This window comes from Cupriavidus sp. 22TCCZM01-5 (assembly GCF_057798915.1).
The window spans coordinates 1-13,802 of the sequence record NZ_JBYOJR010000017.1; the positions used below are offsets into that span (position 1 = coordinate 1).

Genomic DNA, 13,802 nt, shown 5'->3' on the forward strand with positions numbered 1-13,802 from the left:
TCGCGCGGTCGTTGAGCACGTCGAGCGAACGCTCGCTGCGCCAGAACTGGAACGCGGTGCCCAACTGGCGCTGCAGGCCGATGCGCACGTTCTCCATCACCGTCAGGTGCGGGAACACGGCCGAGATCTGGAACGAGCGGATCACGCCGCGGCGCGCGATCTGCGCGGGCTTCTCGCGCGTGATGTCGACGCCGTTGAAGAGGATGGTGCCGGTGGTCGGCTCCAGGAACTTGGTGAGCAGGTTGAAGCAGGTGGTCTTGCCGGCGCCGTTGGGCCCGATCAGCGCATGGATCGAGCCGCGGCGCACGCGCAGGCTGACGTCGCTCACCGCCGTGAAACCCTTGAATTCCTTCGTCAGGTTTCGCGTTTCCAGGATGGTTTCCTGTTGATTCATAGTCTCCTGCCCGCCCTGTTGCTGAACTGCCGGCTTGTGCCCGGCACCACTGACAATCGGTTCGAACTCGGCGTTTCGCCGTTGGGTCGCTTTAGTGTTTTTTTGCGCGGCGCGACTACCGCTGTTACCGGTGGCAGCTCTCACCATGTGCTGGGTGGTGCACCAACCGCAACGTCTATTGTGTGCGCCTGTTGCATCGCAAAACATCGGGGTTTGCACTATAAGACATGAACCGCGTGTCAGGTTTTTGACGCGCTGCGACAAGGACTTGCGGACGATCGGGCTCCCGAGCCCCCCCCCCTTTTGGGGCATGCCCCGGGACACGCTCCGTGCTCAGGCCGCGAGTTGCTGGCGACGGTCCTCGCGCAGCATGTCGCTGGCCCGTTCGGCAATCATGATCGTCGGCGAATTCGTGTTACCCGAGGTGATCAGCGGCATCACCGAAGCGTCCACTACCCGCAACCCGTCGATGCCAAGCACGCGCAACCGGTGGTCCACCACGGCAAGCGGATCCTCCGCGCGGCCCATGCGGCACGTGCCGACCGGATGGAAGATCGTCGTGCCGATATTGCCGGCAGCCTCGGCCAGCGCCTCATCGGTTTCGAAGCCGGGCCCCGGCAGCCATTCCTCCGGGCGGTATGGCGCAAGCGCGGGCGACGCCACGATGCGCCGCGTGAGCCGCAGCGAATCCGCCGCGACCTTGCGGTCTTCCTCCGTGGACAGGTAGTTCGGAGCGATCACGGGAGCCTGGCGGAAATCAGCGCTGTCGATATGCACGCTGCCGCGCGATGTCGGCCGCAGATTGCAGACGCTGGCCGTGAATGCATTGAACGCATGCAGCGGCTCGCCGAACTTGTCGAGCGACAGCGGCTGCACATGGTACTCCAGGTTCGGGCGCGCCTGCGCGGCATCCGAACGCGCGAACGCGCCGAGCTGCGATGGCGCCATGCTCATCGGCCCGCTCTGATTGAAGGCGTACTCCAGGCCGATGCCGAGCTTGCCCCACCAGCTCGCCGCGCGCGTGTTCAGCGTGCGCACGCCGTTTACCTTGACCACCGAGCGCAGCTGCAAGTGGTCCTGGAGGTTCTCGCCCACGCCCGGCAATGCGTGCCGCACCGGAATGCCCAGGGCCTGCAGCCGCTCGCCCTGCCCGATACCCGACAGCTCCAGCAGCTGCGGCGTGTTGACCGCGCCCGCGGCCAGGATGACTTCATGCCGCGCCGCCGCGCTGTGCGCCTGCCCGCCGCCGACATAGTTCACGCCGGTGCAGCGGCGCCCCTCGAAGGTCAGCGCGCTGACCTGCGCGCCGGTGACGATGGTCAGGTTGGGCCGGTCCGCCGCGCGCCGCAGGAACGCCTTGGAAGTGTTCCAGCGGATGCCGCGACGCTGGTTGACCTCGAAGTAGCCGACGCCAAAGTTGTCGCCGCGGTTGAAGTCATCGGTGCGCGGGATGCCGGCCTGCTCGGCCGCCTCGATGAACCGCTCCAGGATGTCCCACTGCAGGCGTTGCGCCTCGACGCGCCATTCGCCGCCGGCGCCATGGAATTCACTGGCGCCGCGATGGTGGTCTTCGCTGCGCTTGAACAGCGGCAGCACATTGTCCCAGCGCCAGCCGTCGTCACCGGTCAGGCGCGCCCAGTCGTCGTAGTCCTCGCGCTGGCCGCGCATGTAGATCATGCCGTTGATCGACGACGAACCGCCCAGCACGCGGCCGCGCGGATAGCCAAGCGAACGCCCGTTGAGCCCCTTTTCCGCCACCGTGCGATACAGCCAGTCCGTGCGCGGATTGCCGATGCAGTACAGGTAGCCGACCGGGATATGGATCCAGTGGTAGTCGTCCTTGCCGCCCGCTTCCAGCAACAGCACATTCACGTCGGCGTCCTGCGTCAGGCGGTTGGCCAGCACGCAGCCGGCCGAGCCGGCGCCCACGATGATGTAGTCGAAGGTCTCCATACGAGTCGTCTTGTCTCCGCTTGTTGTGTTCTGGTGTCCGCCGGCAAAGTCCGCCGCACAGTCGCACAGTCGCACAGTCGCACAGTCGCACAGTCGCACAGTCGGCCGGCAACGTCCCATCTTTGCGTCGGGTGAAGATGGCTGGCGCGCCTGCCACCCCGTTCCGCAAGGTTGGCGCAGTTGCACGGCCCCGTCCAATGATTTATCGTCAATCGCAATATAAGCCGCCCAAAATATTGCACCGCACACTCGCGCGCCCCTGAACGTGGACCTCCATCACTTGCGCGCCTTCGTTGCCGTCGCCCGCGAAGGCAACCTCACCCGTGCCGCCCGGCGGCTTCACCTGACGCAGCCGGCCGTGAGCCTGCAGCTGAAGGCACTGCAATCGGCCTGGCGCATGCGCGTATTCGAACGCACCGCCGCCGGCCTCACGCTGACCGCGGACGGCGCCGCGCTGCTGCCGCTGGCCGAGCGCATCCTCGACAGCGTCGGCGACCTGCAGCACACCGTCGACGCGATGCACAGCACCGTGCGCGGCAAGCTCGCCATTGGCACCATCCTCGATCCCGAGTTCACGCGGCTTGGCGTCATGCTGCGCACGCTGGTCGAACGCCATCCGCAGATCGGCACCGAGCTGCGCCATGGCATGTCGGGCTGGGTGCTGCAGCAGGTGCGCAGCGGCGCGCTCGACGTCGGCTTCTATCTCGGGCAGCCGCCCGATGCCGGCTTCCATGCGCTGGCGCTGACGCCGTTCTCGTATTACGTGGTCGCCCCCAAGGGCTGGAAGGAGCGCACCGCGCTGCGCTCATGGGCGCAGCTCGCGACGCTGCCGTGGATCTGGACACCGCCCGAGTCCGCACACAACCGGCTGCTCTCGGCGCGCTTTGCCGAAGCCGGCGTGGATGCCGCCAGCGTGCACAAGGTCGCGCACGTGGACCAGGAGGCTTCGATGCTCGATCTCGTGCGCTCCGGCGTCGGCCTGTCGCTCGTGCGCGATTCCATTGCGCTGCGCGAGTCGCATGCGCACGGTCTCGTGGTCGTGGAAGGCATGTCGGTGCAGACCGAACTGACGCTGGTCGCGCTGGCCAGCCGGCGCGATGACCCCGTGGTAAGCGCCGTGTTCGGCGTGGCGGAATCCGTATTCCGCGCTTAACGCTGCAGCGGCGCCAGATGCCGCCGCAGCCATTCCGTCAGCGCGGCGAACACTTCGCTGCGCAAGGGCTCGGCCTCGTTGAAGACCTCGTGGTACCCCTGGTCGAACCACACCTGCTCGCGCAGGTCGGCCGGCGCATGCTCGAAGAAGGTACGGCTGCCGGCCGGATCGACGACGCGGTCGGCGCCGCCCACCAGCATCAGCATGGGGGCTTCGAGCCGCGCCGCATCGGCCTGCGCCTGGGCCATGCCGTGGATAAAGCTCTCCAGCACGCCTGCCGTGATCGTCGTCTGCACAAGCGGATCGGCGCGGTAGCGTGCGACGACCTGCGGATCGTGCGACAGCATGCGCGCATCGATCGGGTTCGGCACGCGCAGCCGTGGCGCGAGGGTCAGCAGCACCCGGTGCAGTGTCATCATGGCCGGCGACAGCCGCAATGCCAGCGCCGGTGACGACAGCACCAGCGCGCGCACCGGCCGCACGCGCGCGGTCGCGAAGCGCGCCGCCACCAGGCCGCCCATGCTGTGGCCGAGCAGGATCGGCAGTTCGTTCCACGCACGCACTGCCGCATCGTGGATTTCCGCGAGGTCGTCGAGATAGCTATCGGGATGATCGGCCACCATGCGCGCGCCACCGCTGGCGCCGTGGCCGCGCTGGTCATAGGCGCGCACGCGCAGGCCCAGTCCGCACAGCACCTCGGCCACATGCTGGTAGCGGCCGCTGTGCTCCGCCAGGCCGTGCACGATCAGCACACAGCCCAGCGGTGCGGACCCGCCGCGCGGGTCCGGCTCCCAGGTGCGCAGCAGCAGTTCCGTGCCGTCGCGCATGCGTTGCCGGCTTTGCAACGCTACCAGGTCCCGCACCGCCTCCGGCGCATCTGCGCGCGCTGACTGCCCGCCCTCGGCAGGATGAACGGGGTCTTCCGTCATGGGCTTGTCCATCCGCTGCTCTCCTCCGGCTGCCCCGCCCGCCGCCGGGGGGCACTGCGCTTCGGGTTATGGTCCGGGTTCCCCTGCACCGCCGTACGCGTCATGGCAATGCGCATGGCCATCCGGTTGTGCGAAGTCGGCAAGGATCGGGCAATCGGGCCGGTCGTCGCCGCTGCACGACTCGGCCAGCGCGCGCAGCGTATCGCGCATGGCGGCGAGTTCGGCAATGCGCTTTTCCAGGTCGGCCACATGCCGCAGGGTCATCGCCTTCACGTCGGCGCTGGCGCGCTGGCGGTCATGCCACAGCGACAGCAGCCCGCGAATCTCGTCGAGCGAGAACCCGAGATTACGGGCGCGCCGCACGAAGCGCAAGGTGTGCACGGCACGCTCGTCGTAGCGGCGATAGCCGCCTTCGGTGCGCGGCGGCGCGTCGACGAGGCCGATGGACTCGTAGTGCCGGATCATCTTGGCGGAAACGCCCGAGGACTCCGCTGCCTGTCCGATGTTCATGCCCTGGCTCCCTGTTCGCCGGCGCCGGCACCGGGATGCCAGCGGCGCAGCAGCAGCGCGTTGCTGACGACGCTCACGCTGGAAAATGCCATCGCCGCGCCGGCGACCACCGGATTGAGCAGCCCCGCCGCCGCCAGTGGAATGCCCACCACGTTGTAGAAGAACGCCCAGAACAGGTTCTGGCGGATCTTGCGCACGGTGCGGTGCGACACGGCCAGCGCATCGGCCACCAGCGCGGGATCGCCGCGCATCAGCGTGATGCCTGCGGCGTGCATGGCCACGTCGGTGCCGGTCGACATGGCAATGCCGACATCGGCCGCGGCCAGCGCCGGCGCGTCGTTGATGCCGTCGCCGACCATGGCCACGACCGCACCGTCCTGGCCCAGCGCACGCACGCGCGCGGCCTTGTCTTCCGGCAGTACTTCGGCCTGCACTTCGTCAAGGCCCAGCGCCTGCGCCACGCGCGCGGCCGCGCCGCGGTTGTCGCCAGTCAGCATCACCGTGCGCACGCCGGCCGCGCGCAGCCGTGCGATCGCCGCAGGCGCGCCGGGCTTGATGGCATCGCCAAAGGCCACCAGGCCAGCGACGCGCGGCGGCTGTGTTTCGACCAGCCACGATACCGTGCGGCCTTCGTCGCGCAAGCGGTCGGCCACGGCCTGCAGCGTACCCGCATCAGCGCCCAGCGCTTCACGCAGCCGTTCGCTGCCGAGCTGCAAGGCTTGCCCTTCGACCACGCCGGCAATGCCGCGCCCCGGCAGCGCCTGCACGTCGGTGGCTGCCGGCGCTGCCATGCCGCGCGCCTGCGCTGCGTTCAGCACCGCGCGCGCCAGGGGGTGCTCGCTGCCGGCCTGCAGCGCTGCGAGCCGTGCCAGCAGCCGCGCGCCGTCGGCATCGTCCGCGTCGGCAGCATGCAGGGCCACGACTTCCGGCCGCCCCACCGTCAGCGTGCCGGTCTTGTCGAAGGCCACCACGCTCACGCGGTGGGCAATCTCCAGCGCCTCGGCGTCCTTGATCAGGATGCCCGCGCGCGCGCCAGCACCGGTGCCGGCCATGATCGCGGTCGGCGTGGCCAGCCCCAGCGCGCACGGGCAGGCAATCACCAGCACCGCCACGGCATTGAGCAGCGCAGCTTCCCAGTCGCCCGCGAACAGGCCCCAGCCGAGCAGCGCGGCGAGCGCGATGCCAAGCACCACGGGCACGAATACCGCGCTGACCTGGTCCACCAGGCGCTGGATCGGCGCCTTGGCCGCCTGCGCGTGTTCGACCATGCGGATGATGCGGGCCAGCACGGTCTCGGCGCCCACCGCCACGGTGCGCGCGACGAGCAGCCCTTCGAAGTTGATCGCGCCGCCGGTAACCTTGTCGCCGGGGCCCTTGGGCACGGGCAGGCTCTCGCCGGTCAGCATCGATTCGTCCGCATGGCTCGTGCCCTCGACGACCACGGCATCGACCGGGATCCGCTCGCCGGGTCGCACCACCACTTCGTCATCCACGCGCACCGAACCCAGCGGCACGGTCACTTCCTGCCCTACACGGCGCACGCGTGCGGTGTCGGGCCGCAACGCGGCGAGCGCGCGGATAGCATCGGCGGTCTGGCGCTTGGCGCGCGTCTCCAGCCACTTGCCCAGCCGTACCAGCGTGATCACCACGGCCGCGCTTTCGAAATAAAGATGCGGCATGCCGCCCGGCGAACGCCACATCAGCCACAACGACAAGCCGTAGGCCGCGCTCGTGCCCAGGGCCACTAGCAGGTCCATGTTGCCGGCGCCGGCACGCACGGCCTTCCACCCGGCCTTGTAGAAGCGCCAGCCGAACACGAATTGCACCGGCGTGGCCAGCAGCCACTGCACCCAGGCCGGCAGCATCCAGTGCACGCCGAACCATTGGAGCACCATGGGGGCCACCAGCGGCAGCGACAGTGCCGCCGAGACGATCACGGGCCAGGGGCCGCTCCAGAAGTCCCGGGCGGCAGCATCGCGCGCCGCGGCAGGCAGGGTTTCGGTCACCGGCGTCGCGCCGTAGCCCGCGCGCGCCACGGCGGCCGCAAGCGCGCCGGCATCGGCGGCGCCGCGCAGCAGTGTCACGCTGGCGCGCTCGGTCGCCAGGTTGACCTGGGCATCGAGCACGCCAGGCACTGCCCGCAGCGCACGTTCGACGCGGCCGACGCACGACGCGCAGGTCATATCGGAGATATCGAGTTCCACCGTTTCGCACGGCACTTCATACCCGGCATCCGCGACGGCCTTGGCCGCGGCAGGCAGCACGGCGCCGCTGTCCGCGTAAAGCGTGGCCTGCTCGGTAGCCAGGTTCACGGCAACGTCCCGCACGCCCGGCACCCTGGCCAGCGCATTCTCGACACGCCGCACGCACGAAGCGCAGGTCATGCCATCGATCGGCAGCCGCCATTCCGGCGCCTGGCTGCCTGTCAGGGAAGGGGAAAGGCTGGCATTCGACATCGCTGGACTTATCCACAGTTTCGGTGACTGCATGATGGACCTTACCATGATAGGAAGGTCAAGGATGTTCTCAGTGCCGCAAACTGCCCTTGTGCTGACCGACACCTCGTTTTGCTTGCGCTTCCCACCATGGGAAGGTTCAAACTACGTCTGTCGCGGCAATCGCGCCGCCAGTCCATGTCAATCAGGAGATCCCAGCCATGATCCAGTTCCAGGTCGAAGGCATGTCGTGCAACCACTGCGTCGGCGCGATCACGCGTGCGGTGCAGGAGATCGACCCCGGCGCGCGCGTTTCCGCCGATGTGCCGGCACAGTCGGTAAAGGTGGAAAGCGGCGCCGATGTGCAGGCGTTGCGGGCCGCCATCGAGGAGGCTGGTTATCCGGTTAAGTCCGCCGCGTAAGACCGGGCGCCACGTGCGCTGACGACCCAAGCGAAACGGGGCGCCGTGGGCGCCCCGTTTTCGCATCTGTCGTAACCGCAACCCGAACCGGTCAGAATTTGTAGCCCACGTTGAGGAACGTCACCACCGGATCGATCTTGATCTTGGTGTGCGAAACGATCGTCGTCGCGCCCGCCTGCGTGGTGAGCGTGGCACGCGTCGACAGCGGCAGGTAGGACACCGACAGGCCGACAAACCAGTTGTCGGTGATGGCGTAGTTGGCACCGATATTGAACACCGGGTTCCACGAGCTTTCGGCATTGGCGCTCATCCTGGCGCCGGGAATGCCAAAGGTATGGTCGACGAAATTCTGGTTGGTGATGGATTCATCCGTGAACCACGTGTAGTTCACGCCCAGGCCCACGTACGGACGGAACTTTGTCTTGGCGTCAAAGAAGTGGTACTTCACCAGCAGCGCCGGACTCCACTGCCGGACCGACCCCAGCTTTCCATATTGCGCGAAGTCGCCAGTGCCCTTGACATCATGCTTGGGCGGAATGCCGACGACGAACTCGCCGGAGATGTTGTCAGTGAAGTAATGCGTGAAGGCAAGGCCCAGCGTGTCGGCGGTCTCGACTTCCGCGCCGGTGTTCGGGCGGGTCAGGCCTACCGGGTGGCCATTGATGCTGTCCACCGTGAGCGGATCTGCCGAGCTGTTCGGCATGACACGGAACCAGCCCAGGCTGACGATATTGCTACCTGCGGATTGTGCCTGCGCGGTACCTGCCAGCGCCATGACAGCGCCTGCCGCCAGCATCTTCTTATAAGTCAATTTCATAGTCCTCGTATTCCTCTTCGGGTTACTACCGAAGAGCATTATCCGGCCTACGGTGACAGGACTGTTTCATCAACGATACTGATTCATAGAAGGGCTCCCCTAAACAAAGGGTTTACCAGTAGGAAAACCGCATCGAGGCTGACCTCGGCCTCCGGCACCGCAGCATTCGCGCAACGTTTTTGCGGCGTAGCGCAAAAAACCCTCGAATCTTTAGGGGTTTGGGCGGGCGGCGGCAGGTTTTTCCCGTATCGCCGCCCGGATGACGCAAACCTGTTGCGTCAGGGCGTCACGATGGCGAAGTTGGTATCGAACTTGTCCATCAGGCCTACCCACGTACGCAGTGCGCCGGCATCGCCGTCGACGCGGGCCCGTCCGGCCTGAACCTCGGCCGGCAGCGTGGTCTGGCCGGCCAGCACGCCGGCCAGGGTCTGGCGCGGCATGCTTATCGTTACCTGAGGGGCAACATGCTGGGCGTCGGCCTTGTAGCGGAACACGCCGTTCTCCACCGTCAGTGCATAGCGCTTGCCGGTATCGGGCTGAATCCAGTTGATGGCCAGCTTTTGCCCGGCTGCGCGCTCGCCATTCAGGCGGATCGCCAGGTAATCCAGGAACATGGTGTCGGTCATGGCTCGCAGCACATCGGGACTCGACGTGCGCGCCCCCGAATCCTTCGGCATGCCATGGCGCAGTTCCTGCGCGCCACTCAGGAAGGCGCTGCGCCAAGTGGCCGACTCGGTCTGGTAGCCGAGCTGCTCGAAGGCATCGGCTTCCAGGTCGCGCGCCGCCTGGTTGGACTGATCGGCGAAGACCACATGCTTCATGACCTCGGCCACCCAGCGGTACTCGCCGCGCGCGTACGACGCCCTGGCCTGCTCGATCACCTTGTCCGCGCCACCCATGAACGCGACATAGTGCCTGGCTGCCTCTTCCGGCGGCAGCGGGTAGAGGTTGGCGGGGTTGCCGTCATACCAGCCCAGGTAGCGCTGGTAGATGGCCTTGGCGTTGTGGTTGACGGTGCCGTAGTAGTCGCGCAGGTCCCACTGGCTGGCCAGTGACGGCGGCAGCTTCAGGCGCTCGCCAATCTCGGCCGGCGTGAAGCCCTGGTTGGCCAGGCGCAGCGACTGGTCATGGATGTATTTGTACGCATCACGCTGGTTGCCAAGGTAGCTCACGATGTTCTGCTGCCCCCACTTGGGCCAGTGATGCTGGGCGAATACCACCTCGGTACGGCCGCCGAAGCGGTCGATGGTCTCGTCCAGCGCGCGCCACCACTGGTTGGCGTCGCGCACCTGCGCGCCGCGAATGGTGTACAGGTTGTGCAGGTTGTGGGTGGCGTCCTCGGCCGCGCACAGCGCCTTCCACTGCGGGAAATACATCAGCATCTCGGCCGGGGCCTCGGTGCCGGGTGCCATCTGGAACTCGATCCGCACGCCGTCGATGGTGCGCGTCTCGCCGGTCTTCGCGATCAGGTCGGTCGGCGCGATCAGTGTGATGGTGCCGTGCGACACCGCCTTGCCCAGTCCCGAATCGACATGGCCGGTGGCCGACCGCGGCAGGTTGGCGCCATACATGTACTGGGCGCGCCGGCCCATGGCCGTACCCGCGAACACGTTCTCGCTGACCGCCTCCTCCATGAAACCTTCCGGCGCCAGCACCTTGACGCGGCCGGCCTTGACGTCCTCGTCCGTGGTGACTCCCTTGACGCCGCCGAAGTGGTCGCCGTGGCTATGGGTATAGATGACCGCCACCACAGGCTTTTTCGGGCGGTGCTTGTAGTACAGGTCCAGCGCCGCATGCGCGGTTTCCATCGAGGTCAGCGGATCGATGATGATCAGCCCGCCATCGCCCTCGATGATGGTCATGTTCGAGATGTCGAGCCCGCGCACCTGGTAGATGCGGTCCGTGACCTGGAACAGGCCGTTGTTCAGGTTGAGCTGGGCCTGGCGCCACAGGCTCGGGTTGACGGTATCGGGCGCCTTCGCGTCGCGCAGGAAGGCGTAGGTCCCGAGCGACCAGACCAGGCGGCCCTGCGCATCGCGGATCTCGTTGCTGTCCAGCGTGCCGATAAAGCCGCGCTGGGCGTCCTCGAAATCCTGGCGGTTGGCAAAAGGCAGCTGCTGAAGGACGGCCGCATTGGCCTTTGCCGTGGCGGGCGTGGCTGGCCCCGGACCTTCGGCGGCATGGGCCGTGCCGGCGAGGCACAGCGCTGCGGCGGCCAGCGCCGCATATCGGTGAAGCATTCGGTTCTCCTTGAGACATTGGCTCCGTGCGAGCCCGGGGAAGCAACTGGGCGGCAGGCGAAGCTGCCGTCCACGAGACGGGGGCGCATTGTCCTGAACGTTCAGTACAATTCAGGAGTTTGGTTCGAATGCCGTCACACTGTCAAATTCGAGTGACCACCATTTCCAGCGCGGACTCGTCCCAAAGGTGACCTGAACGCCCTATTGTTGCGCCCCATGCCTGTCATCCCACCGTCCGCTTCGTCGGCAACCCAGAAGAACCGCCGCGGCCTGGAGACGCGCCTGCGCGTGCTCGAGGTGACGCGCGACCTGATCCGCATCCACGGCTATGCAGACGTGACGCTGGATCAGATTTCCAGCGGCGCGGGCGTGGCAAAGAGCAGCCTGCTGTGGCACTTCGGCAGCAAGGAAATGCTGCTGGCTGAAGCCGCGACCACCTTGTTCCAGCAGATCGGGCAGGAAATTGCGCCGGACATACGCGCAGAAGAGACGCCGGTGCGCCGTCTCGACCGCGTATTCGAGCAGGTGGCGCAGGCCTTCACGGCCAGTCCCGAAGCCAAGGGCGTGGTGCTCGGCATGCTGTTTTCGGGCAGCGTGCCGGCCAGCGTGCGTGCGGAAATCCGCCGCGGCTGGGACAGCCACGTGCAGGCGTTGGTCGACGCGTTCTCGCAGCCGCAACGGCCGATGCCGGCCGCGATGGCGCGGCTGATGCTGGCCACCTTCCATGGCTGCTACTGCCACTGGTATGCAGGCGGCTGCAGCGAGCCCATTGCCAGCTACCTCGAGCCAGCGCGGGAACTGTTCCGGACGTGGCTCGCGTCGGCGGCGGCGTAGTGCCTGTAGTCGTGCCGCTCAGCCCTGCCGGCTCGCCAGCACGCAGGCCGCCAGGTCCCATAGCGCGTAGCCGACGCTCTTGAACACCAGCGGACTGCCGCTGCGCGCGCGGATCTCGTCGGCCTGCAGGATCGCGGTTTCGAACGGCTGCACCGTGGCCCAGTCGATGCCGGCCTGCAACAGGTCGCCGGCCTCGTCCTCGATGCCGAACAGCGTATCGGCAAGCAGCCGCCCGCTGGCCGAGGCCGCGTGGCACAGGGCCGGTGGCAGTTCGCACATATCGGGACGGAACGCGCCGACCGCGGCAATGAAATGGTCGTCGCGCCACAAGCGGCAATCGAGGTCCGGCAGCACCGGGCTGCGGCTCGATGTCACCGTCACCACCATCGACACGCGCGGCAGCACGGCAGCGACGTCATCCACCACCTCAGCCTGCGCGCCGAGCGTGCCGGCATGCGCGGCCAGCGCTTCGGCCTTTTCGCGCGTGCGCGAGTGCAGCCAGACGCGGCGCACCGGCAGTCCGGCGATAAAGGCTTCCAGGTGCGTCAGCGCCTGCACGCCCGCGCCGATGATCAGCAGTTCGCCATCCGGCTGCGCGGCAAAGCGCTGTGCAGCCAGCAGCGACACCGCGGCCGTGCGCCGTCCCGTCACCGTGGGGCCGTCGAGCATCGCCACGCGCTCGCCGGTATGCGCATCGGCCACCACCACTTCGCCAAGGATGTTCGGCAGCCCGCGCCGTGGATTGTTCGGATGCACGGTGATGTTCTTGGTCATGACCAGGCGCCGGTTGCGCGCGGGCATGACCAGCAGCGTGCCCTCCCCGTCCTGCGCATCGCCCACCGGCAGCGCGATACGCGGCGGCGCCATGGCCGTCCCCTCGCGCAGTTCGGCCAGCATGTCGGCAATCGCTGCGGCCAGCTCGGGGTAAGGCAAGCGTGCCGCCGTGCTGGCGGCATCGAGGGGAATCAGGGACATGCGGCACTCCGGCGGGCACGGTTCGGGACCCGCCATTATGCGGCAGGCCCCGCACCCGCATCAGCGCGCCAGCATCGGCATCACATGCTCGGCATAGCGCGTACCCGCCGCTGCGCCGGCCGGGAAAACGGCATCGATCTCGGCGAGCTCCCTTGCGTCGAGCCGCACCTCCAGCGCGCCCAGGTTGTCGTCGAGATTGGCGACGCGGCGCGTGCCGGGAATCGGCACCACCTGCGGCCCGCGCGCGAGCACCCAGGCCAGTGCCAGCTGCGCCGGCGTGCAGCCCTTGCCAGCCGCCAGTGCACGCACCTTGTCGACGAGCGCGAGGTTGCGCGCGAAGTTCTCGCCCATGAAGCGCGGATTGGTGCGGCGAAAATCATCCGCGTCGAAATCCTCGGGGCTGCGGATCGCGCCGGTCAGGAAGCCGCGCCCGAGCGGGCTGTACGGCACGAAGCCGATGCCCAGCCGTTCGCATGTAGCCAGGACGCCGTCCAACTCCACATCGCGCGTCCACAATGAATACTCGCTCTGCAGCGCCGTGACCGGGTGCACCTTGTGCGCGCGCTCGATGGTCTGCGCCCCGGCCTCGGACAGGCCGATCCAGCGCACCTTGCCGGCCTTCACCAGCTCAGCCATGGCGCCGACGGTTTCCTCGATGGGAACCTGCGGATCGACACGGTGCAGGTAATACAGGTCGATATGGTCCACGCCGAGCCGCTTCAGGCTCGCCTCGCAGCTCGCGCGCACGTACTCGGGCCGGCCATTGACGCCGCGCGCCGCCGGCTGCGACAAGTCCCGCACGATGCCGAACTTGGTCGCCAGCACGACCTGGCCGCGCCGCCCGGCAATGGCGCGGCCCACCAGTTCTTCATTGGTATGCGGGCCGTAGATGTCTGCGGTGTCGAGCAGCGTGATGCCGTGGTCCAGCGCATGCCGGATCGTGCGGATCGATTCGGCATCGTCATGCGCGCCGTAGAAATCGCTCATGCCCATGCAGCCGAGGCCGATGGCGGAGACCGTGGGCCCGTGGTTGCCCAGTTGGCGCGTAGGAATCGAAGTGGTATTTCCGGTCATGCTGGCTCCCGTCTGGTGGCGTCGCGCACGGCGACGAATGCAGGCAAGTATGGCCAGTCGACGGCG

General features: G+C 67.5%; 12 protein-coding genes. 3 read left to right on the forward strand and 9 right to left on the reverse strand.

Annotation, left to right across the window (positions count from 1 at the left end):
* Together AC3FNH_RS17015 and AC3FNH_RS17020 are read right to left on the reverse strand one after the other, a co-directional pair.
* On the reverse strand, positions 1 to 394 hold a 394-nt coding region (locus tag AC3FNH_RS17015; protein ID WP_488720909.1), incomplete at its 3' end, for an ATP-binding cassette domain-containing protein.
* Between the two features lie 333 nt (positions 395 to 727).
* Entirely contained in the window at positions 728 to 2,347 is a 1,620-nt protein-coding gene (locus AC3FNH_RS17020) for a GMC family oxidoreductase (protein ID WP_488720910.1), read from the reverse strand.
* 265 nt (positions 2,348 to 2,612) lie between these two features.
* On the opposite strand from AC3FNH_RS17020, the gene AC3FNH_RS17025 reads away from it, so the two are divergent.
* The gene (locus AC3FNH_RS17025; RefSeq protein ID WP_488720911.1) at positions 2,613 to 3,500 is read left to right on the forward strand and encodes a LysR family transcriptional regulator; all 888 of its coding nucleotides are present in this window, start codon (positions 2,613 to 2,615) and stop codon (positions 3,498 to 3,500) included.
* Here AC3FNH_RS17025 and AC3FNH_RS17030 read toward each other — a convergent pair.
* From AC3FNH_RS17030 to AC3FNH_RS17040, 3 genes are all read right to left on the reverse strand, one after another.
* Complete coding sequence (locus tag AC3FNH_RS17030; protein ID WP_488720976.1) at positions 3,497 to 4,327, reverse strand: alpha/beta hydrolase; 831 nt, start codon at positions 4,325 to 4,327, stop codon at positions 3,497 to 3,499. The two genes, AC3FNH_RS17025 and AC3FNH_RS17030, sit on opposite strands and share 4 nt — an antisense overlap.
* A 168-nt stretch (positions 4,328 to 4,495) precedes the next feature.
* The gene (gene cueR, locus AC3FNH_RS17035; protein ID WP_276098947.1) at positions 4,496 to 4,939 is read right to left on the reverse strand and encodes a Cu(I)-responsive transcriptional regulator; all 444 of its coding nucleotides are present in this window, start codon (positions 4,937 to 4,939) and stop codon (positions 4,496 to 4,498) included.
* Positions 4,936 to 7,395, reverse strand: a complete 2,460-nt coding sequence (locus AC3FNH_RS17040) for a heavy metal translocating P-type ATPase (protein WP_488720912.1) — start codon at positions 7,393 to 7,395, stop codon at positions 4,936 to 4,938. The genes cueR and AC3FNH_RS17040 overlap by 4 nt, the downstream gene beginning before the upstream one ends.
* Before the next feature lie 200 nt (positions 7,396 to 7,595).
* On the opposite strand from AC3FNH_RS17040, the gene AC3FNH_RS17045 reads away from it, so the two are divergent.
* Complete coding sequence (locus AC3FNH_RS17045; RefSeq protein WP_276098949.1) at positions 7,596 to 7,796, forward strand: heavy-metal-associated domain-containing protein; 201 nt, start codon at positions 7,596 to 7,598, stop codon at positions 7,794 to 7,796.
* A 91-nt stretch (positions 7,797 to 7,887) separates the two neighbouring features.
* Here AC3FNH_RS17045 and AC3FNH_RS17050 read toward each other — a convergent pair whose 3' ends face one another.
* Together AC3FNH_RS17050 and AC3FNH_RS17055 are read right to left on the reverse strand one after the other, a co-directional pair.
* A complete protein-coding gene (locus tag AC3FNH_RS17050) occupies positions 7,888 to 8,613 on the reverse strand; it encodes an OmpW/AlkL family protein (RefSeq protein WP_276098950.1) in 726 nt (241 codons plus the stop codon).
* 278 nt (positions 8,614 to 8,891) lie between these two features.
* Positions 8,892 to 10,853: an alkyl/aryl-sulfatase gene (locus AC3FNH_RS17055; RefSeq protein ID WP_488720913.1), complete on the reverse strand. Its 1,962-nt coding sequence runs from the start codon at positions 10,851 to 10,853 to the stop codon at positions 8,892 to 8,894.
* 216 nt (positions 10,854 to 11,069) lie between these two features.
* On the opposite strand from AC3FNH_RS17055, the gene AC3FNH_RS17060 reads away from it, so the two are divergent.
* A complete protein-coding gene (locus AC3FNH_RS17060; RefSeq protein ID WP_488720914.1) occupies positions 11,070 to 11,687 on the forward strand; it encodes a TetR/AcrR family transcriptional regulator in 618 nt (205 codons plus the stop codon).
* A gap of 18 nt (positions 11,688 to 11,705) precedes the next feature.
* On the opposite strand, the gene AC3FNH_RS17065 is transcribed toward AC3FNH_RS17060, so the two are convergent.
* Positions 11,706 to 12,662, reverse strand: coding sequence for a delta(1)-pyrroline-2-carboxylate reductase family protein (locus AC3FNH_RS17065; protein WP_488720915.1), 957 nt, complete (start codon positions 12,660 to 12,662; stop codon positions 11,706 to 11,708).
* Between the two features lie 60 nt (positions 12,663 to 12,722).
* A complete protein-coding gene (locus AC3FNH_RS17070; RefSeq protein WP_488720916.1) occupies positions 12,723 to 13,736 on the reverse strand; it encodes an aldo/keto reductase in 1,014 nt (337 codons plus the stop codon).
* Positions 13,737 to 13,802 lie beyond the last annotated feature (66 nt).